The 18,942-nt window shown below is 46.0% G+C and carries 13 protein-coding genes and 1 pseudogene; 3 read left to right on the top strand and 11 right to left on the bottom strand.

Annotated elements, in window-relative coordinates; all coding sequences use genetic code 11:
* Nucleotides 1–165: 165 nt before the first annotated feature.
* The 3 genes from betA to N5P32_RS02665 all read right to left on the bottom strand — a co-directional run bounded on the left by betA (nt 166) and on the right by N5P32_RS02665 (nt 3,924).
* On the bottom strand, nt 166–1,848 hold the full coding sequence (gene betA, locus N5P32_RS02675; protein ID WP_265727646.1) for a choline dehydrogenase: 1,683 nt from the start codon (nt 1,846–1,848) through the stop codon (nt 166–168).
* Between the two features lie 35 nt (nt 1,849–1,883).
* The gene (gene betB / locus N5P32_RS02670) at nt 1,884–3,341 is read right to left on the bottom strand and encodes a betaine-aldehyde dehydrogenase (protein WP_265727645.1); all 1,458 of its coding nucleotides are present in this window, start codon (nt 3,339–3,341) and stop codon (nt 1,884–1,886) included.
* Nucleotides 3,342–3,618: 277 nt separating this feature from the next.
* Nucleotides 3,619–3,924: an isoamylase early set domain-containing protein gene (locus tag N5P32_RS02665; RefSeq protein ID WP_265727644.1), complete on the bottom strand. Its 306-nt coding sequence runs from the start codon at nt 3,922–3,924 to the stop codon at nt 3,619–3,621.
* 311 nt (nt 3,925–4,235) lie between these two features.
* On the opposite strand from N5P32_RS02665, the gene N5P32_RS02660 reads away from it, so the two are divergent.
* Complete coding sequence (locus tag N5P32_RS02660; protein WP_187424830.1) at nt 4,236–4,373, top strand: hypothetical protein; 138 nt, start codon at nt 4,236–4,238, stop codon at nt 4,371–4,373.
* Between the two features lie 15 nt (nt 4,374–4,388).
* On the opposite strand, the pseudogene N5P32_RS02655 reads toward N5P32_RS02660, so the two are convergent.
* From N5P32_RS02655 to N5P32_RS02620, 8 genes and pseudogenes are all read right to left on the bottom strand, one after another.
* Nucleotides 4,389–6,106 (bottom strand): annotated as a pseudogene (locus N5P32_RS02655) (GNAT family N-acyltransferase).
* Nucleotides 6,107–6,347: 241 nt separating this feature from the next.
* Nucleotides 6,348–7,850 (bottom strand): CoA-acylating methylmalonate-semialdehyde dehydrogenase, encoded by a 1,503-nt coding sequence (locus tag N5P32_RS02650; RefSeq protein WP_265727643.1) that lies wholly within the window; start codon nt 7,848–7,850, stop codon nt 6,348–6,350.
* An 84-nt stretch (nt 7,851–7,934) separates the two neighbouring features.
* Entirely contained in the window at nt 7,935–8,834 is a 900-nt protein-coding gene (gene iolE / locus N5P32_RS02645) for a myo-inosose-2 dehydratase (RefSeq protein WP_265727642.1), read from the bottom strand.
* Nucleotides 8,835–8,874: 40 nt separating this feature from the next.
* Nucleotides 8,875–10,725, bottom strand: a complete 1,851-nt coding sequence (gene iolD, locus N5P32_RS02640) for a 3D-(3,5/4)-trihydroxycyclohexane-1,2-dione acylhydrolase (decyclizing) (RefSeq protein ID WP_265727641.1) — start codon at nt 10,723–10,725, stop codon at nt 8,875–8,877.
* Between the two features lie 11 nt (nt 10,726–10,736).
* Nucleotides 10,737–12,674: a bifunctional 5-dehydro-2-deoxygluconokinase/5-dehydro-2-deoxyphosphogluconate aldolase gene (locus N5P32_RS02635; RefSeq protein WP_265727640.1), complete on the bottom strand. Its 1,938-nt coding sequence runs from the start codon at nt 12,672–12,674 to the stop codon at nt 10,737–10,739.
* A gap of 439 nt (nt 12,675–13,113) precedes the next feature.
* Nucleotides 13,114–14,124 (bottom strand): Gfo/Idh/MocA family protein, encoded by a 1,011-nt coding sequence (locus tag N5P32_RS02630; protein WP_265727639.1) that lies wholly within the window; start codon nt 14,122–14,124, stop codon nt 13,114–13,116.
* A 52-nt stretch (nt 14,125–14,176) separates the two neighbouring features.
* A complete protein-coding gene (locus tag N5P32_RS02625; RefSeq protein WP_265727638.1) occupies nt 14,177–15,073 on the bottom strand; it encodes a sugar phosphate isomerase/epimerase family protein in 897 nt (298 codons plus the stop codon).
* Nucleotides 15,074–15,124: 51 nt separating this feature from the next.
* Entirely contained in the window at nt 15,125–15,931 is an 807-nt protein-coding gene (locus N5P32_RS02620) for a TIM barrel protein (RefSeq protein ID WP_187424832.1), read from the bottom strand.
* Between the two features lie 442 nt (nt 15,932–16,373).
* Here N5P32_RS02620 and N5P32_RS02615 point away from each other — a divergent pair, with 442 nt between their 5' ends.
* Nucleotides 16,374–17,300 carry a sugar ABC transporter substrate-binding protein gene (locus tag N5P32_RS02615; RefSeq protein WP_265727637.1) on the top strand — a complete coding sequence of 309 codons (927 nt, stop codon included), beginning with the start codon at nt 16,374–16,376 and terminating at the stop codon, nt 17,298–17,300.
* 60 nt (nt 17,301–17,360) lie between these two features.
* Nucleotides 17,361–18,911 (top strand): sugar ABC transporter ATP-binding protein, encoded by a 1,551-nt coding sequence (locus N5P32_RS02610; RefSeq protein WP_265727636.1) that lies wholly within the window; start codon nt 17,361–17,363, stop codon nt 18,909–18,911.
* The last annotated feature ends 31 nt before the right edge of the window (nt 18,912–18,942 follow it).

The raw sequence follows: 18,942 nt of genomic DNA, 5'->3' as shown, positions 1-18,942 counted from the left end.
GTACCAGTCTTTAGACGACAATGGCTTTGCGGTGTTTCAGATCAAATAGATCAGATGAAATAGCTGAGTTGCAATAACGGCTATTGAAATAGAACGAAGCGCCTAAATGAAAAACGCCTGCTAATATCTAGCAGGCGTTTTTTTATGGGCTTTTTTGCTTTGTTATTAACGCTGTTTCGTTTCAAACTCTGGGTGAATCCAAACGGGTGCATCTAGGCTTGGTAACGCTGCTTTGCCAAGAATCATGTCGGCGGCTTTTTCCGCTACCATGATAGTTGGTGCATTCAAGTTGCCGTTGGTGATGGTCGGGAAGATAGACGAATCCACCACGCGTAGGCTTTCGATGCCGCGCACTTGGCATTGCTCGTTCAGCACGGCCATTGGGTCGTTGTCGTCGCCCATCTTACAGGTACAAGAAGGGTGGTAAGCACTTTCCACGTTTTCTTTTACCCATTGGTCGATTTCTTCATCGCTTTGGATGTTCATGCCTGGCTGAATTTCATCGCCACGGTAATCGTCCAGTGCCGACTGTTGCAGTACTTCACGAGTTAGGCGAATCGTATCGCGCCAGTCTTGCTTGTCTTGCTCGGTCGAAATGTAGTTGAACAAGATACGCGGTTTGGCCGCTGGGTCAGCAGACTCGATCCATAACTTACCGCGACTTTCTGGTTTATTAGGGCCAACGTGCACTTGAAAACCATGGCCTTCCACCGCGGCTTGACCATCGTAACGCATCGCTGCTGGTAAGAAGTGGTATTGGATGTTTGGCCATTTAAGACCCGCACGAGAGCGAATAAAACCGCAAGATTCAAAGTGGTTCGTCGCGCCAAGGCCTGTTTTAAACAGCATCCAACGCGTACCGATTAGGCCTTTGCTGATCAAGCCAAGTTTGCTGTTTAGCGTCACAGGCTGTTTACAGTAGTACTGGAAGTAGACTTCCAAATGGTCTTGCAGGTTTTCACCCACCCCAGGTAGTTCGTGAACTAGAGGAACGTCCGCTTTTTCCAAGACGTCTTTTGGACCGACTCCAGACAGTTGTAATAACTGTGGCGACCCCACCGAACCCGCTGACAAGATAACTTCTTTGCTGGCGGTAGCTTGCTGAGTTTGACCGTTTTTGCTGAACTCAATGCCTGTGGCGGTTTTGCCATCGGTCTTTCCATTTTCAAAGAGGACTTTATGGCTTAACACGCCAGTTTTAAGCGTTAGGTTAGGGCGTTGCATGGCACGACGTAAATAGGCGTTAGACGTAGAAGCACGCACGCCATTTTTTACCGTCATGTGCATTGCGCCAAAGCCTTCTTGGCGATGACCGTTATAATCGTCGGTTTTGCTGTAGCCGGCTTCTTCACCCGCATCAATAAAGGCTTGGTAAAGCGGGTTGTAGGTCATGTCGTTGCCGTTATTGGTCGACAATGGGCCATCGCCACCACGGTATAAATCCGCACCACCTTTCCATGTTTCGGCTTTTTTGAAGTAGGGCAGGCAAGTTTGGTAGTTCCAACCTTTGGCGCCGTTTTCTTCCCACTGGTCGAAATCACAGGCGTGACCACGCACATAAACCATGCCGTTGATAGACGATGAACCGCCTAATACTTTGCCACGTGGACAATGCATTTCACGGCCATCAAGACCAGGCTCTTTGTCCGTGTGAAATTGCCACGCGTATTTTTCAGTGTTCATTGGATAAGACAAAGCGGTTGGCATTTGGATAAAGACGCTCTTATCCGAGCCGCCCATTTCCAGTAACAATACCTTGTGTTCGCCGCTTTCTGTCAGTCGGTCTGCCAGCACACACCCTGCGGAGCCAGCACCGACGATGATGTAATCGTACGTTTCGTTTGCCATGACTGTTCTCATCTATTAAGAGTTAAGCGTCCCGCTTAGTAAGGGCTTTGAATGTCGTTTAGGTCGACAAAAACACTCTTGGTTTGTGTGTAGTGGTATAAGGTTTCGATGCCGTTTTCACGACCAATGCCAGATTCTTTGTAACCGCCCACTGGCATTTCAGCAGGAGAAGACCCCCATGCGTTGATCCAGCAAATCCCTGCCTGCATTTGACCAATAACGCGGTGTGCGCGGGCGAAGTCTTTGGTAAATACGCCCGCGGCTAAACCAAGCTTGGTGTCATTAGCGCGCGCAATGACTTCGTCTTCGTCGGTGAAGCTAAGCACAGACATCACAGGGCCGAAGATTTCATCACGCACTTGAGGCATGTCGTCGGTGCAATCAGTGAAGACAGTCGGAGCAACGAATGCGCCTTTGTCTAAGCCGTTTTCAGTGACTTGGTAACCGCCACACAATAAGGTTGCGCCAGCGTCTTTGGCCGCTTGAATGTAGCCCAAGACTTTTTTCATATGGTCTTTTGAAATCAGAGCGCCAACTTGAGTGCTCATGTCCATTGGATCGCCAATGATCATGGCTTCAGTGCGTTCTTTCAATTCTTTAGTGAAGGCGTCCAGCATGTCAGCGTGCACGAATACACGAGTGCCGTTGGTGCACACTTCACCTTGGGTGTAGAAATTGGCGAGCATGGCGGCCGAAACGGCTTGATCCACTGGCATATCAGGGAAGATGATCATGGGCGATTTACCACCCAGTTCCATGGTTACCTGTTTCAAAGATTGCGCTGAAGCGGCCATGACTTTTTTGCCTGTGCCCACTTCGCCAGTGAACGAGACTTTGTCGATCTCTGGGTGTGCGGTGATCATTTGGCCTGTTCTGGCATCGCCTTGGATGACGTTGAATACGCCATCTGGCAAGCCTGCTTGGGTAAAGATTTCGGCCAGTTTAAGGGCGGTAAGCGGTGTTTCTTCCGAAGGCTTGAAGATCATTGCGTTACCAGCGGCTAGGGCTGGGCCAGATTTCCACATGGCGATTTGAATAGGGTAGTTCCATGCGCCGATGCCTGCGCAAATGCCTAGCGGCTCACGACGAGTGTAGAAGAAGTTGCCATTGCCAAGGTCTTGGTAATCACCTTGGATTTTATCGGTTAGACCTGCGTAATATTCGATTACGTCAGCGCCCGTTTGAATGTCTACGCAAATGGCCTCTTGAAGTGGCTTGCCAGTGTCCAGTACTTCGAGACGAGCAAGCTCTTCGTTATTTTCACGTAATAAATCGGCGGCTTTTTTAAGAATGCGCCCGCGTTCAACGGCGCTCATTGCCGCCCATACTTTTTGACCTTGCTTTGCGGATTCAATAGCAGCATCGAGTTCAGCTTGTCCTGCGTGCTCTATTGTTGCAATCACTTCGCCTGTCGCTGGGTTGATTGTTTCAAAATGTTCACCGCTGGTGGATGCATGGTAGCGGCCATGAATGTATTGCTGCTGATGTGCCATGATGTGCCTCTTTAAGTCTGTTTCAATGAGCCGTTTGAGGACATTGAGATAGGTAGATTTTTTATTAAACGCGCGTTTAATAAAAACAATTGTACAGATTTTGACTTTAAATTGCAGCTCGAATCCAAGAATTAGTGATTTTGGGGCAAAAAGATGACGTTATAGAGCCGATAAAATGAGGGCTTATGGGTGGCTAAGATGGGTGAAAAAATGGCAATAAGAATGAGCCGCCTCTACAGGAAAGCAGAGGCGAAATAAGACACTTTAAAACAGAAAATTAAAGGCTAATGACACCGTTGGTGTCGTAACTGATCGGGCTTGGCACGTAATCGTCTGCCATTTCGTCGTTTAGCCATTCTGTGCCGTCAATGACGTATCTGAACTGATAAGCCGTATCGATATCCAGATTAAGCGTTGAAGCATAAACACCGGACTTCTGTTTCTTCATCAGATTAGCGGTGCAATCCCAATTATTGAAGTCGCCCACCAAGGCAACGTTTTTCGCGTCACCTACTGCCTCTACAGGAATCGCGAACTTTACTTTGCATTCTGGCTTGGTTTTCAAATAGGTTTTTTCAATCATTTCCAGCTCCATGGTCTAGCGATAGACAAATAATAGTTAGGCTACTGCAAAAGCCTGAGGGACGATGAAATAGCTTCTTGGTAGAGCATAAGCAAGGCTTACGCCAAACTTTCTAACCGCTTAATTTTCAATCAGAAAAACAATGTGAGAGCGTGTGCTGTCGAATTTATGAGCCAAATTTGCCTTAAAACCGTGTACGGGTGCGCCATTTTTGGGCTTACCAAAGGGTACAATTTAAAGACGTAAATTCACAATTCGCTTGCTCTAAATGTCCTACACTCAAATGACAACAAAAATAATGAGGTGTTTGTATGGACATTCAAATGGGCGTTCTCATTGTGTTAAGTGTGATGCTTGTTATTAAGATCATCTATTTGGCGTTTTTTAAACGACCAGAACAACAAGACCATCACCATGCGCATCATTCAAATCACCATCACGACTCATAGTTGTCAGGCGTCGTGTTATTGGTTGTGACCACGGTAGCGTTTGTTTTTCGCTTCTTTGACTGTATTTAGGTCTACTAGGACTAATCCGTCCACACAGTAGCCAAAGTCGGCATCGACACCAAAGTCTAAGAAGCGAACCCCGCCCGGCTCACACAATTCACTGTATTGCTTGAACAACGTAGGCACACTCGCTCCAAAATGGCTGAGTTGTTCTTTTAGCACTCTAAAATCTTCTTCGTAATCGTCACCGCTGAACATGTTTGCAATAATGTCATTGTGTTCGGCGTTTACCTGATACGGCGTGAAAGAGCGCGCTAGGTGTTCTTTGTCGGCAAAGTAAAGCGTGTAAAAAGACACAATGAAGTCTTTGGCCACTTGAGGGTAGCTGTTGCTTAGGCTGACAGGGCCAAACATGTAACGAATGTCAGGGTGCTTATCTAAGTAAGCCCCAATGCCGTACCACAAATAATCTAAGCTGCGTTTGCCCCAGTATTTTGGTTGGATGAAGCTGCGGCCTAGCTCGATGCCTTGTTCAAAATACGGTTCCATGTCGCAGGAGTATTTGAACAGTTCGGCGCTGTAAATGCGGTTTGGTTTGTCTTCTTTCATGTAGCGAGCGACTTCGCCGATGCGATAAGCGCCCACAATTTCCAGTTCTTCTTCATCCCATAAAATCAAATGGCGGTAATATTGGTCGAACTTATCTAAGTCCGAACGCTCGCCAGTGCCTTCGCCGACTTTGCGGAAGGCAATCTCACGCAAACGCCCGATCTCTTTCATGGTCACGGACATTGGGTCGTAGTCAAATAGGTAAATTTGCTTGTTGTCTTTGGTGCTGCCAAGGTGCTCTGAGACTTTCAGCTCTTGTTTGATCATCTGTCTGTTTTGCGGGTGTTCTACCGTTTTCTCGGTTTTAAGAAGCGGTTTTTTGCCCTTAGCGATCCGGTACAAATGACGTTTTACTAATTTGTTTTTTTCTTTGTCGCTCAATGGCAGTTTGGCTAATTCTTGAATTGGAATCGCTTGACCAACCTGCATGGGGATCTTGCGATTGCGTTGGCGAAACATTTCATTTGCAAGCTGAATCGTCGACAACGGACGGTATAAAATGGAGCTTGTGTAAAACAACATAGAGTTACGGCCACCAATGTGAACCGGCAATAACGGACTGTTGGTCTTTTGTGCCAGCTTCAGATAGTTCTGATTCCACTGCTGGTCTTTTACGCCACTAGGTGACATACGAGACACTTCCCCCGCTGGGAAAATGATAATCGCTTCTTCATTGTGTAAGCAGCTCATGATGGCTTTGAGTTGTTGGCGTCCGGTTTTTCCACCAAGATTATCAACGGGAAGAACCAGCTGTTTTAATCCATCAAAGCCCATCAACAAGTCGTTTGCTACTATCTTAACGTCAGGGCGAATTTCACCGATTAGTCGCAGCAAAGCGAGACCATCCAAGGCGCCAAGAGGGTGGTTGGCGATGATCATTACACGTCCGCTTGCGGGAATATTGCGACGATCAACTTGGCTGACTTGATAGCTGAAATTGAAGTGATCAAGCACTCGATCAATAAATTCGAAGCCGACACAGCCGTGGTTTTTTCCAGGAATTGGTTTACTTCACTTTCGTGGAATAAGCGCTTTAACACGCTTAACGTCGGGCGAGTGATAAGAGGGCTTTTGTCGAAAAACTGAGGAGATTTACTGGCAATCATTTGCTCGACTTGTATCACAGTGGTGCTCCGCTTTAATAATTTTTTAGATGTCTTATTAATCAGAGTAGAGTGTCAATATGACAAAGATGTGACGTTTATGTGGCGGAGATATGATCATTCCAATAGTCAAAATACGACACAAAAAAAAGCCCACCAAACGGTGGGCCAAAAAGCCGCTGACTAGAGAGTTAGACAATAAACAATCTGCGACTGAGCTAGGGTTTTCCCATTACTAGACGGTATATAGGGAAAGAATCTGTTACTTCATCGTTGGCATTGAAAACTCTGCGCCAGCGCGAAGTCCTGTTGGCCAGCGTGCAGTGATGGTTTTCATCCGAGTGTAGAAACGTACGCCGTCTGGACCGTGCATGTGCAATGGACCGAACAAAGAGCGTTTCCAGCCACCAAAGCTGTGAAATGCCATTGGTACAGGGATAGGCACGTTTACACCCACCATGCCCACTTGCACGTCTTCACAGAATTGACGAGCGGTATCACCATCACGAGTGAAAATTGAAGTGCCGTTGCCGTATTCATGTTCGTTGATCATTTGCAGCGCTTCTTGATAGCTATTTGCGCGCACAACACATAATACAGGGCCGAAAATTTCTTCGTTGTAAACACGCATGCCTTGTTTCACATTGTCGAACAAAGTGGGTCCGACGAAGTAACCATTTTCGTTGCCTGGATAGACAAAATCACGCCCATTACGCACCAAGGTTGCGCCTTCTTCCACACCAATGCTGATGTAGTCTTTGATTTTTGCGCAATGTTCTTTGGAAATAACTGGGCCCATATGAGCCTCTTCTGGTAGTCCAACACCTGGGCCGACGCGCATTCCGTCGATTTCGATACTTAAGCTGTCGATGAGGTTATCAGCAACGTCATCGCCCACACAGACCGCAACAGAAATCGCCATGCAACGCTCGCCCGCTGAACCGTATGCTGCTCCCATTAGAGAACCAACCACTTGGCTTGGATCCGCATCTGGCATGACGATCATGTGATTTTTGGCCCCGCCAAGTGCTTGAACGCGTTTACCGTGAGCAGAGGCCGTTGCATAAATGTATTCAGCAATCGGTGTGGAACCGACAAAACTAACCGCTTGAACTCGTTCATCCGCTAGCAATACGTCGACGGCTTCTTTATCACCATTAACGATGTTAAATACGCCATCTGGCAAGCCGGCCTCCGTAAGCAACTCAGCCAAGCGAAGCGGCACAGAAGGGTCTTTTTCTGATGGTTTCATCACAAAAGTGTTACCGCTGGCAATGGCAACAGGGAACATCCACATAGGAACCATAGCTGGGAAGTTGAACGGCGAAATACCCGCGCACACACCAAGAGGTTGCATCAAAGACATGCTGTCTACGCCGCGACCGACATTTAGGCTGTGTTCGCCTTTTTGAAGGTGTGGGATGCCGCAAGCAAACTCAACCACTTCGATGCCGCGAGTTAATTCACCTTTTGCGTCGGAAAATACTTTGCCATGCTCGCTGGTGATCATTTCTGCGATTTCGTCGGCGTGTTGTTCTAGTAGGGCTTTAAATTTAAACATGACACGAGCGCGGTTAAGTGGCGTGACCTTGCTCCATGTTTTGAACGCTTCTTGTGCTGATTCAATCGCAGTGCGAGTTTCGTCTGCGCTCGAAAGCGCAACACTAAGACTTTGTGCGCCAGTGGCTGGGTTATAGACTGGACCTGTGCGACCGCTTTGGCTGGCAATTTGCTGACCGTTAATGTAGTTACCTAAAGTTTTCATGAGAGTACCTAGCGTTTGTATGTGTTTGTTGAGGCGAACACTGTTTATCTAGTGTCTAGCGTTGGCCTCATAGAAAAAGAGCGCTTATTGGACGATGTCTAACCCTGATTCAGCGCAGAGCGCCTTTAAGTTGTTGGCCCCAAGAGTTGCGTAGGTTAACGGGTGCGCAACGGCAGGATCTTGTTCTGCTTCTACCACTAACCAGCCTGAATAGTTACTGGCTTTCAGTTGTTTGAATAAACTGCTGTAATCGATAAAACCGTCACCAGGCACGGTAAACACACCGTTTAACATCGCATTTAAAAAGCTGATGTCGCGGTTCTTGGCGTCTTTTAAAATCTCAGGGCGAAGATCTTTACAGTGAACGTGAATGATACGGTCCGCGTGTTTTGCTTGAACTTCTAATGGATTTCCGCCTGCAAACGTCATATGACCTGTGTCTAGCAATAGTCCGACAGAAGGTCCTGTGTGTTTCATTAGTAAGTCAACTTCGTGTTGGCTTTCAATGACGGTTCCCATGTGATGGTGGTAAGCAATTTGAACACCTTCAGATAAGCAGTAGTCTGCGACTTGAGTCAGCTTCTTACTCATTTCAGCGATCTTTTCTTCGCTGATAATAGGGCGGTGCGACAATGGTGTCTCGATTTGTCCATGGATGCAGCCAGTGACTTCGCAATACACCATGGCTTTTGCGCCAAGGGATTTTAACAAGTGAAGATGAGGTTTAATGGCTTCTATTTCTTCTTCTACACTACGAGTCAATAATTCGCCACTGAACCATCCAGACACCAAATTAAGACCATGGTTTTCTAAAATTGGACCGAGTACTTCAGGTGTACGTGGAAATTTTTGACCCAATTCAAAGCCACTAAATCCAGCCTGCTTACCTTCTGTTAAGCAAGTTTCAAGCGAGGTTTCTGCTCCCAGTGTTGGTAGGTCGTCGTTTGTCCATGTTAATGGGTTAATGCCGATTCTGACGCTCATATTATTATTCTCCGATCAGTAAATGGTAAAAAATGGATAGTTATAAATTTTTAAACTGGCGTTCTTTATGAGCGTCGTAGTTTTTTCTTGCTTGGCGAACTTGTTCGCGCTCAGATACTTCTGGCACCGCCACATCCCACCAATGACCGCCACCTTCAGTGACAATGGCAGGGTCTGTGTCGAGTGTAATTAAGTAGCTGATTGGTGACGCTTTTGCGCGCTCCAATGCGGCTTCTAATTCGGTAATGTTGCTAACTTTTTCAGAGTTTGCTCCGAGCGCTTTAGCGTGAGCAGCAAAGTTGGTTTTTGGTGCGCCTTCTGGTGTAGTGAGGCAGTCGTCCAGCATATTGTTAAAACCAGGGCCACCGCAGAATTGCTGCAAGCGATGGATGCAACCAAAACCTCGGTTATCCAGTACGACCATAATAATTTTTTGGCCGAGCATGACCGACGTGGCAATTTCAGAGTTCAGCATTAAGTAAGAACCGTCACCGACCATGACAAAGACCTCGGACTCTGGGCTGGCCATTTTGGCACCCAAACCGCCCGCTAATTCATAGCCCATGCAGGAATAGCCGTACTCCATGTGATAACCACGGTGATAACGAGTACGCCACAGTTTTTGGAGCTCACCTGGTAACCCGCCAGCAGCACAAACCACCATGTCTTTTTCGCCAGCAGCGCGGTTTACAGCGCCCACGACTTCCGCATCACTGGGCAAATCTGTACCTCGATCCGTGGTCACTTTGTCGACAACTTGTTGCCACTTGACGCGTTCTGTTTCGGCTTTTTTGATCCAAGAAGGTTCTATTTTCCAGCCTTGTAGAGCTTTGCTTAGCAGTGGCAGAGTGAGTTTCGCGTCGCCGACTAATGCTTGGCTCTTGTGCTTGATTGCGTCAAAGGACGCCACGTTTAGACTGACGATTTTTGCGTCAGGGTTTATCAGAGAACGAGAGCCAGAGGCGAAGTCGCCAAGACGTGTGCCAACAGCAATAATAAGGTCTGATTCAGCGCATAAGGTGTTTGTTGATGCTGCGCCTGTCACCCCAATAGTGCCCATATTTTGTTGATGATCCCAAGGGAGTGCGCCTTTGCCAGCTTGCGTTTCGCCCACAGGTAATTGAAATTGACTGACAAAGGCGTCAAATTCTTTTAATGCGCCAGAATAATGAAGACCACCGCCAGCAATGACGACAGGCTTTTTCGCTTGCCTGATAAGTTTAAGTGCATCATTAAGCTCATAAAAGTCCGGCGTTTGACGACGTAGGCGGTGAATTTTTTCATCGAAAAAGCTCACTGGATAATCAAATGCCATGGTTTGCACGTCTTGCGGTAAGGCTAAGGTGGCAGGTCCACATTCGATGGGGTCGGTCAAAATACGCATGGCTTGAGGCAATGCTGTGAGCAGTTGTTCTGGACGCGTAATACGGTCGAAGAATCGACTGACAGGGCGAAAACAATCATTTGATGTGATGGTCATATCTTGAAAGTTTTCTACTTGCTGCAATACCGGGTCGGGCATACGAGTCGCAAAGGTATCACCAGGAAGAAACAAAACAGGGATTCGGTTAACATGTGCGACGGCCGCTGCGGTTACCATATTCACCGCACCTGGACCTGCAGACGCAGTGCAGGCCATCATCTGTTGGCGGTTTTTGGTTTTTGCGTAGGCAATAGCAGCGTGTGCCATGCCTTGTTCATTGTGTGCACGATAAGTCGGAAGTTTGTCTTTTACGTGGTAAAGCGCTTCGCCAAGACCGGCCACGTTACCGTGCCCAAAAATCCCCCAGACACCGGCAAACATAGGTTGAACGCCATTATCTGTTTCTATTTTCTGCGCCATCATGAATCGGACGACGGCTTGCGCCATAGTGAGTTTTATTGTTTTCATCTTGGTTTCCTTTAAGCCTGCTTCTGCTGTGGCTGATGGTTGTGGCGTTCTTTCCAGTAGGATACTAATTCCAAGTAGTTCGATACGATGGCGTCGATCAGCTGCTGGTCATTAAAACGATTTCCTAACCACGCGCGGCTTGGCTCGCTGAAAATGGAGCGACCAACGGCAAAACCTTTACAAATATCGAATCCTGCACTATTGGCAAAACCTTCTTTTAGTTCATTCATCGGCGCATCCAACCCGAGCATCACGACACCGCGGCAGTGCTTATCGTGGTGCTCTACTATGTCGGTAATGGCCTGCCAGTTGGCTTTGGACTGAGGCGGTAACTTCCACCAATCTGGGCGCACATCTAGATGATAGAAGCGTTTGATTGAGTCTGTGAATAGGCTGTCATCAAAGTCCTTGTCGCGTGGTGGAATGATTTCTAGAAGAAGCTCATGCCCTGAGGCGCAACATGCTTTATAAAGCTCGATCACCTGACGTTCTTGTGCTGCTCGCATTTCTATTTCGTCTTTAGAGTGATAGAAAACAAGGCATTTCACGATGTGTTCTTTTGGCCAATTTTTTAGGCGTGAACCGATGCTGCGCCCACCTTCTAGTTCAATAGGACGAGAGCTTGGTAACTCGACAGGGCGGCCAATCCAAAGGCCGCGTCCGGTAACAGCGTTTAGTGCATCTTGACCATATGTGTCGTCGATCAATACACCGTATTGGCTGCCGTTTAATTCGCGAGCACCGACATCTAATGCATCAACCAACAAGCGTTTTAGTCTTTTAATGCGTGAAGGGTCTGCGCCTTCTTCACGAGCCATATCAAAGAGTTGTTTACGATGATCAAAAGCAAAAATACATAGGTCTTGCCAGTCGTACGGCAATCTTTCTGTGGTGACTCGATGTAAATGATTCAGTTCACGATCTAAGTCTGGACGCTTAATTTGTTCAGCACGAGCAATGTAATTATCTAATTCTTCGGCACTTGGAATCGCTGGAGCACAACCATGTCGAGAGACAACCAACGCGCCACATGCATTGGCATAAGTGCAAGATTGTTCTGCTGACTCGCCTCGAATCCAGCCGCGCAAGAAACCACTCATGAAAGCATCGCCAGCACCAAGAACGTTGAGTACATCTACACGAACGCCAACATGTAGCTCAAACGCATCCATAGAGTCAGGGATCGCGCCTTCAAGCACCGTACAGCCCTGAGAGCCAAGTTTCAGAACGATAGTGGCGTTACTGAGTTCACGGATTTTTTTCAGGGCGGTAATCGTGTCTGTGCTGCCACCGGCAATATGCACTTCTTCTTCTGTCCCAACGATAAGATCAAAATCAGCCAAAATACTTTGCATGTGTGCCGATACTTTTTCATTGGAAATAAAACGTGTTTCACCGTCACCAGGGTTTGTTAAACCCCAAAGAACAGGGCGGTAGTCGATGTCCAAAGCGCATTTTGTGCCTGCTTGTTTAGCGTAGGCAATAGCTTGTTTACTGGTTTCGTAAGTGCTTTCTGTAGAGAAGTGAGTGCCAGTAATAACAAGCGCTTTTGCTGAACCAATAAACTCAGCGTCAAAATCGTCTTTACTTACCGCCATGTCGGCGCAATCGTTGCGGTAGAAAATCAGTGGAAAAGTGTCTTGGTCTTTGATGCCGAGAACGACTAAAGCGGTTAGACGTTCTGGGTCTGTGATGACATGGCTGGTATCGACACCAGCACGGGCTAATTCTTCTTTGACGAAACGCCCCATGTGCTCATTACCAACACGCGTCAACATGGCGCTTTTTAGACCAAGTCGTGCAGTGCCAAATGCCATGTTGCCAGAAGAGCCGCCAAGGTATTTAGCAAAACTGCTAACGTCTTCTAAGCGACTACCTATTTGTTCTGAATACATATCGACAGCGGCGCGTCCAAGACAAATGAGATCTAACGTTTTATCTTTGTGCATGGTTCTACATCTCCCGTATCAGCCGATATGACAACAAGGTGAATCCGTACTTTGTCGAAAATGAGATGGCTGTTTTTTTTATTGTTAAATATATCTAAAACGATATTAGAATATATGTTCTACATTTTCAATACTTTGGAATAAAATATTCCATATAGATTTGTAAGTATAAAAATTATTTAAAAACAAATGCTTGGGTGTTTTCTTTGGTGTTTTTCTCGCGTTTTCATGCCAGAAAAATGAAACAAATATTTTAATTTTTCAAAAAACGTTTTTTTATGTTTTAAGCGGAAAATCTATAACTTGTTAGGTGTGTGAGCTCGGTTGCTTCTAATAATATGTATAACGACCAAATGAACGCTGCTGATCATCTATTCATTGGGAAATAATGAAAAAATCCCGCCTTAATCTAAGTTAAGGCGGGATTTGTGTTTTACGTTTAGTCATAAAACGCTGGACGATCTGGTAAGTTGATTGGCTCAATCAAGCCACTTTCTTGTGCTTTCACACAGGCATCGCCAGATACCGCAGCCGCTAGGCCATTCCATGAGGATGGACCTGTCAATTTGCCTGCTTGCACGCCATTGATGAAGTCTTGCAGTTCAACATCATAGGATTCTATAAAACGGTCTTTCCAATCCGTTAGGATAGATTGTCCTAAGTTGGCGTTTTTACGCATGCTAAGAGCTTGAGGCTCAGGCAAGTTCGCGACACCTTCTTCACCCACGACAGAACATTGGATGTCGTAGCCGTATTGGCAGTTTACGAATACTTCTACGTCTATGCGAGTGCCTTTCTTCGTTTCCAGCATGACGATTTGTGGGTCAGCAACTTTACTGTGAGCGTATTTTGATTTGCGTGGGAACACGACTTGGGCAGACACATATTCGTCATCTAGTAGCCAGCGGAATACATCCAATTCGTGGATAAGCGTGTCATGAATGGCCATTGGTGTGATGTACATTTCTGGCACGCTTGGGTTGCGGTGTGCTGCGTGAATCATTAATGGTTCGCCGATAGCTCCAGAGTCAATGGCTTGTTTTAGCATTTTGTAACCAGAGTCGTACGGGCGCATGAAGCCAACTTGCACAAGACGTTTTCCTGCGGCCATTTCGGCGTCTACGATGTTCTGACAGCCTTGGGCTGTGGTTGCTAGTGGTTTTTCGCAGAAGACGTATTTGCCGGCTTTGATGGCTGCTAGAACATATTCTTCATGAGTGCCGCCCCATGATGTAACCAACACGGCATCTACGCGGCCTTTTTCGATAAGTTCATGACCGTCTTTATATATGGTCGCATTTAGTCCTAGAGACTGTTTTACTTTTTCTGCTTGCTCTTGGTTTACGTCTGTCAGAGCAATGACTTCTGCACCGGTTAGTGCATTAGTGATGCGTCGAGTGTGGTCTGCGCCGATGGCGCCCGTGCCAATTACGCCAATTTTAAGTGTCATGCTGTTTTCCTTTATCATTATTTTAATCGCGGTGGTTGTTTATAACGGTTGATTATTTCCAATACTTGTCGACATAACGCTGGATTTCATCGCGCATAAAGCGTGACGATTGCTCCGCTCTTTCATCCCATGCAAAGACACAGCTTGACAGCACACCATCAAAACCAATGTCATGCAGAGTCTTAAAGAAGGTATCCCAATCGACTTCGCCTTCGCCTAGGTCTAGATGCTGGTGGACGCGAGTATTAGAGCCAGGTGGGTTGACGATATAACGTAGCTGTGACGACCCTTTATGGTTGTAGGTATCGGCCACTCGCGCATGTTGCAAGAGGCCTTTTGTTGATCGAATCGTCTCGGCTAAATCCTCCCCATAGTAGAAAGAATGCGGAGCGATATAAGAGCATTGAACCGCAGGAGAATTGATGGTTTTGATGATGTCGACCGCAGGAGCCATCTCTTCTATCCAATCTTCCGGATGAGGCTCCACACACAAGGTTAAGCCTTCTTTTTCTAGCAGAGGGACAAGCACATCCATTGAACGCCAAAAGGCATTTTCACAAGCTTCTGGTGTGTGAATGCCCTGACGGTCTGCATTGGAACGTTCAGGAGAACCGCCTCGACCAAACTCAGAAATCAGCAATGGGTTATCCAACTCAACGGCGATTTCAATGGTACGTTTCCAATTGTCCATGGCCATTTTCCATTCATCTTCGTATGGGCTTGACCAACGATACATAGGCTGGAGAGTGGACAGTGAAACGTCGTGATCTTTCATGGCTTTTTTAAAGCTTTGCAAGCGCTCTGGGTAAACGCGAGGACGAGTCCACCATTGCAAAAAATCAGCCCGAGGGGACAATTCAATGTGGTCGTAGCCCATGTCTTTCGTGGCTCGGCACAGCGCTTCCAAAGAAAGGTGGCGGTGCATGTAAGGATCGAGTGCAATTTTCATAATAATAAAAACCTATTTTATGTATTTTTAAAAAATGAATTCGGTCAGCAATTACTGAGCTAAAGATTGGTTAACAAAATCAATACTGTCTTGAACCGCTTGCTTTGGGTTTGAAAGATCCCACACTTTTTTAGAGAAAGGTTCGAATGACACGGGCCCCGAATATCCTGCCGCCAATAAAGTACGAAGCTGCTCCACATTGTCCAAGCGGTCTTCAGGGCCTACGAGGACGCGATCACCATCTAGCATGTCATTAAAGGTAATGTCGTCTTCTAGACCTGAGATATGTATGAGTCCTGTGCGTTCAGGGAAGAATTCATCTTCGCCAGCGCCCTTATGGTGGAAGGTGTCGTGAACAAGAGAGAATCTATCTTGCTGGCCAACCGCATCTATGGCGTCTAAAGCGACACGTTTGGAGCGAAGTGAAGAAATCGGGAAACCTAATGGTTCTACAAAACCTTTTAAATCGAACTCTTCGAGTATTTTTGCCAGTTCAGAAAGCGCGAATTTGAGGTCTTCGAAACTTACCTCATTGCCATCATTTAAAGGGCAAACAACCAAGCCTTCCGCCTTTGCGGCTTTCGCTAGTGTCGCCATTTCACGAGCTTGTTGGGCACGTTCTTCATTCCATACGTTGAAAGGATATAGGGCATTTATAGACAATACTTTGATGTTTAATTCGTTTGCGAGTTGACCTGCCATTTGAGCAGAAGCCAAATCGGTTAGGCTGTTATCACCAACATCATTACGAAATTCAACGGTTTGCGCACCGAGTTGTGACGAGAGAGTGAGAAATTCTTTGATAGAATAAGAAGGACAGACCATATGGTTCAAACCGAATTTCGGTAACATAGACATGCTTTTATACCTTTCTGTAGAGTCTCGTACTTTCTCTTTAGTAATTCAAAGAGCAGAATGAGAACGTGATTTTTAGAGTTATTTTTAGTGCTTGCATAGTAGCGCTGAGAAAAAAAATCGTCAATCAAGATTGTTGTAAATCACTCATTAACTATCAAAAAACATCATTTATAGGGATAATCGTAAATCCTAATGAAATTAAAACTTTGGACTTGACAAAATAAGCCACATGAATCAAATTGGAACGTATATTCCATATTTAAGTTTTATGGAATATATATATTCGAATTAATTATGCGAACGGAATGCGATGATTGATCCGATAGTTTAGAGGGAAAGAGCTTTGTTGAGTCTGTCGAGCCCCTTGCTTCTAGACGCGCTTTACCGGAAAAAATAAAAACAACTAGAGCGTATAAACGCTTATTTTCGAGGAAATCGCACAATGAAAAAATTACTGCTTACCGCTATAGCTTCTTCAGTTATTGCAACGTCTGTTTCTGCCGCTGATTTAAAAATTGGCGTGTCTATGGCTCTTTTTGATGACAACTTTCTAACCACTTTGCGTAATGGTATTCAATCCGCTGCTAAAGAGCAGGGCGTTGATGTCCAAATCGAAGATGCCAAAAATGGCGTTGGTAATCAGTTGAATCAAGTGCAGAACTTTATTGCTTCTGGGGTGGACGCCATCATCGTTAACCCTGTTGATACTGATGCAACGGTCTCTATTTCTGATGATGCCCAAGCCGCTGGCATCCCACTCATTTATGTTAATCGCCAACCAATTAATGTGGATTTGCTCCCTGATGATCAGGCTTTTGTGGCTTCTGATGAGAAAGTGTCAGGTACGCTTCAAACACAAGAAGTTTGTCGCTTACTAAATGGCAAAGGTAGCGTTGTTGTGATGATGGGCGAACTAACGAATCAGGCCGCATTGCAACGTACTCAAGATATTCATGATGTGATTGCAACGCCTGAGTGTTCAGGGCTGAAAATTGTTCAGCAGCAAACAGCTGAATGGTCTCGTACGAAAGGCAGTGACTTGATGACTAACTGGATCGCTGCTGGTATTCAGTTTGACGCGGTTATTGCCAACAATGACGAAATGGCGATAGGTGCGGTTCAAGCGCTTAAAGCGTCCGGTCGTTCAATGGATGATGTCGTGATCGCTGGGATTGATGCGACGACAGATGCGTTGGCTGCCATGAAAGCGGGTGAGCTTGATGTGACGGTATTCCAAAGCGCTGATGGCCAAGGTCGTGGTGCTGTTAATACGGCAGTCAAATTGATTAATGGTCAGAGCGTCGATCGTAAAGTGTGGGTGCCATTTGAATTGGTGACCCCTAAAAATCTTCATAATTATATGAAGTAAGTGTTTCAAAGCAAAAAGTTAACCCTGTTAAATTAAAATAAAAATTGGAGGGATTGCGTTATGAATAGCGCAGCAGTTGAGGAAGCAGTGCCTGTAAATGGCGCAATTCCCCGAGATCAATCGTTTGAATATGTATTGGAAGTTGTCAATGTTCGTAAGGAGTTTCCTGGCGTGTTGGCATTGGACAATGTGGAGTTAAAAATTCGCCCCGGCACGGTGCATGCACTGATGGGGGAGAATGGAGCGGGTAAATCAACGCTAATGAAAGTGATTGCGGGGATTTACCAGCCCGATAGTGGTGAGGTTAAGCTGAGAGGCGAAACCATTACCTTAGAAAATCCTCTTAAAGCTCAAGAATCTGGTATTGCCATGATCCATCAAGAGTTACTGTTGATGAATCAAATGACAGTGGCTGAGAATATTTGGATTCGCCGTGAGCCTAAAAATACCTTTGGTTTAATCGATCACTCTGAAATGCATAAGATGACAGAGGATCTGTTTGATCGTCTAAATATTCATCTTGATCCAGACGCTGAAATCAGCACATTGTCCGTTGCAAATAGGCAGATGGTGGAAATTGCAAAGGCGGTTTCTTTTAACTCCGATGTTCTGATCATGGACGAACCGACCTCCGCGATTACCGAGACGGAGGTGGCTCACCTTTTTGATATTATCCGCAGCCTCCGTAAACAAGGCATCGGTATCGTTTATATCACCCATAAAATGAATGAATTGTTTGAAATCGCGGATGAATTTTCTGTTTTTCGTGATGGGAAGTACATTGGAACGCACGCGTCCAGTGATGTCACTCGTGATGACATTATTCAAATGATGGTTGGTCGAAGTGTTGACCAAATGTTTCCTAAAGAAGACGTCGAATTGGGTGACGTGTTGCTCTCTGTAAAAAATCTGACTCTAGAAGGTGTTTTTCAAGATGTATCGTTTGACGTGAGAGCGGGTGAAATTTTGGGGTTTGCTGGATTGGTTGGCTCTGGTCGTTCAAATGTGGCTGAAGCCATTTTTGGCGTTACGCCGGCGGATTCTGGCAGCGTTTGGATTGAGGGGGAAGAAGTTCATATCAAGACCCCAAATGACGCGATCATGCAAGGCATGGCATTTTTAACGGAAGACCGCAAAGAGACTGGCTGCTTTTTGTCTTTGGATATTCAAGAAAATATTCAGTCGGCGGTATTGCATGAAAACTTCGTCAATGGTGGTGGCTTTGTTGACCAAGTTAAGCTGAATGAAGAATCCGAAGCACTGTGTCAAAAGCTTCGTGTTAAGACGCCGAATATGGAAGAGGCGATTGAAAATCTTTCTGGGGGCAATCAGCAAAAAGTGCTGATAGCTCGTTGGTTGTTGACTCACCCTCGTATTTTGATCTTGGATGAACCCACTCGAGGAATTGATGTTGGCGCTAAATCCGAGATCCATTCTTTGGTCACGCAGCTCGCTCATAAAGGAGTGGCGGTGATTATGATTTCGTCCGAATTGCCAGAAGTGTTAGGCATGAGTGACAGGGTGTTGGTGATGCATGAAGGGCATGTAACAGGAATATTGGATCGTTCCGAAGCTGACCAAGTATCGGTAATGAATTTGGCCGCTCAATAGAATAAGAATTAGAAAAAAATAAGAGGTTTTT

The sequence above is a fragment of the Marinomonas pontica genome (assembly GCF_026191375.1).
Classification (GTDB): Bacteria; Pseudomonadota; Gammaproteobacteria; order Pseudomonadales; family Marinomonadaceae; genus Marinomonas; species Marinomonas pontica.
The sequence above is the reverse complement of the archived record's forward strand: the minus strand, read 5'-3'. Positions and strand labels throughout refer to the sequence as shown.

What these genes read in the sequence shown, in the direction of transcription:
- N5P32_RS02610 (WP_265727636.1), top strand. Translation starts at nt 17,361, where the DNA reads ATGAATAGCGCAGCAGTTGAGGAAGCAGTGCCTGTAAATGGCGCAATT.
- N5P32_RS02635 (WP_265727640.1), bottom strand. Translation starts at nt 12,674, where the DNA reads ATGCACAAAGATAAAACGTTAGATCTCATTTGTCTTGGACGCGCCGCT.
- N5P32_RS02620 (WP_187424832.1), bottom strand. Translation starts at nt 15,931, where the DNA reads ATGTCTATGTTACCGAAATTCGGTTTGAACCATATGGTCTGTCCTTCT.
- N5P32_RS02630 (WP_265727639.1), bottom strand. Translation starts at nt 14,124, where the DNA reads ATGACACTTAAAATTGGCGTAATTGGCACGGGCGCCATCGGCGCAGAC.
- betA (WP_265727646.1), bottom strand. Translation starts at nt 1,848, where the DNA reads ATGGCAAACGAAACGTACGATTACATCATCGTCGGTGCTGGCTCCGCA.
- betB (WP_265727645.1), bottom strand. Translation starts at nt 3,341, where the DNA reads ATGGCACATCAGCAGCAATACATTCATGGCCGCTACCATGCATCCACC.
- N5P32_RS02650 (WP_265727643.1), bottom strand. Translation starts at nt 7,850, where the DNA reads ATGAAAACTTTAGGTAACTACATTAACGGTCAGCAAATTGCCAGCCAA.
- N5P32_RS02660 (WP_187424830.1), top strand. Translation starts at nt 4,236, where the DNA reads ATGGACATTCAAATGGGCGTTCTCATTGTGTTAAGTGTGATGCTTGTT.
- N5P32_RS02665 (WP_265727644.1), bottom strand. Translation starts at nt 3,924, where the DNA reads ATGATTGAAAAAACCTATTTGAAAACCAAGCCAGAATGCAAAGTAAAG.
- N5P32_RS02615 (WP_265727637.1), top strand. Translation starts at nt 16,374, where the DNA reads ATGAAAAAATTACTGCTTACCGCTATAGCTTCTTCAGTTATTGCAACG.
- iolE (WP_265727642.1), bottom strand. Translation starts at nt 8,834, where the DNA reads ATGAGCGTCAGAATCGGCATTAACCCATTAACATGGACAAACGACGAC.
- iolD (WP_265727641.1), bottom strand. Translation starts at nt 10,725, where the DNA reads ATGAAAACAATAAAACTCACTATGGCGCAAGCCGTCGTCCGATTCATG.
- N5P32_RS02625 (WP_265727638.1), bottom strand. Translation starts at nt 15,073, where the DNA reads ATGAAAATTGCACTCGATCCTTACATGCACCGCCACCTTTCTTTGGAA.